This window comes from Methylophaga sp. (assembly GCF_965655755.1).
Taxonomy (GTDB): domain Bacteria; phylum Pseudomonadota; class Gammaproteobacteria; order Nitrosococcales; family Methylophagaceae; genus Methylophaga.
Genome location: NZ_CBFHHW010000027.1, coordinates 1 through 258 on the forward strand (window position 1 = coordinate 1; position 258 = coordinate 258).

Consider the following 258-nt stretch of genomic DNA (forward strand, 5'->3'; position numbering starts at 1 on the left):
TATTGGTGGTAATAGTGTGTATCTGGGGAGACCATGTCAATATTCACTCGGGAACCGCTTTAATTCATGCAATAAGGCGATATGGACGTCTCACCGCTATTCAAATTCGGTCATTGTGTCAATGAATCGTGCGATTACCGCCATGAAGCTACGGTTTGGTGCTGATAAAGTCCGTTTGATTGGTTTCTCCGGAGGAGGGACGGTTTCTTCAATAATTGCCGCAGAACGTCAGGATGTGGAATTACTTGTCACCATCGC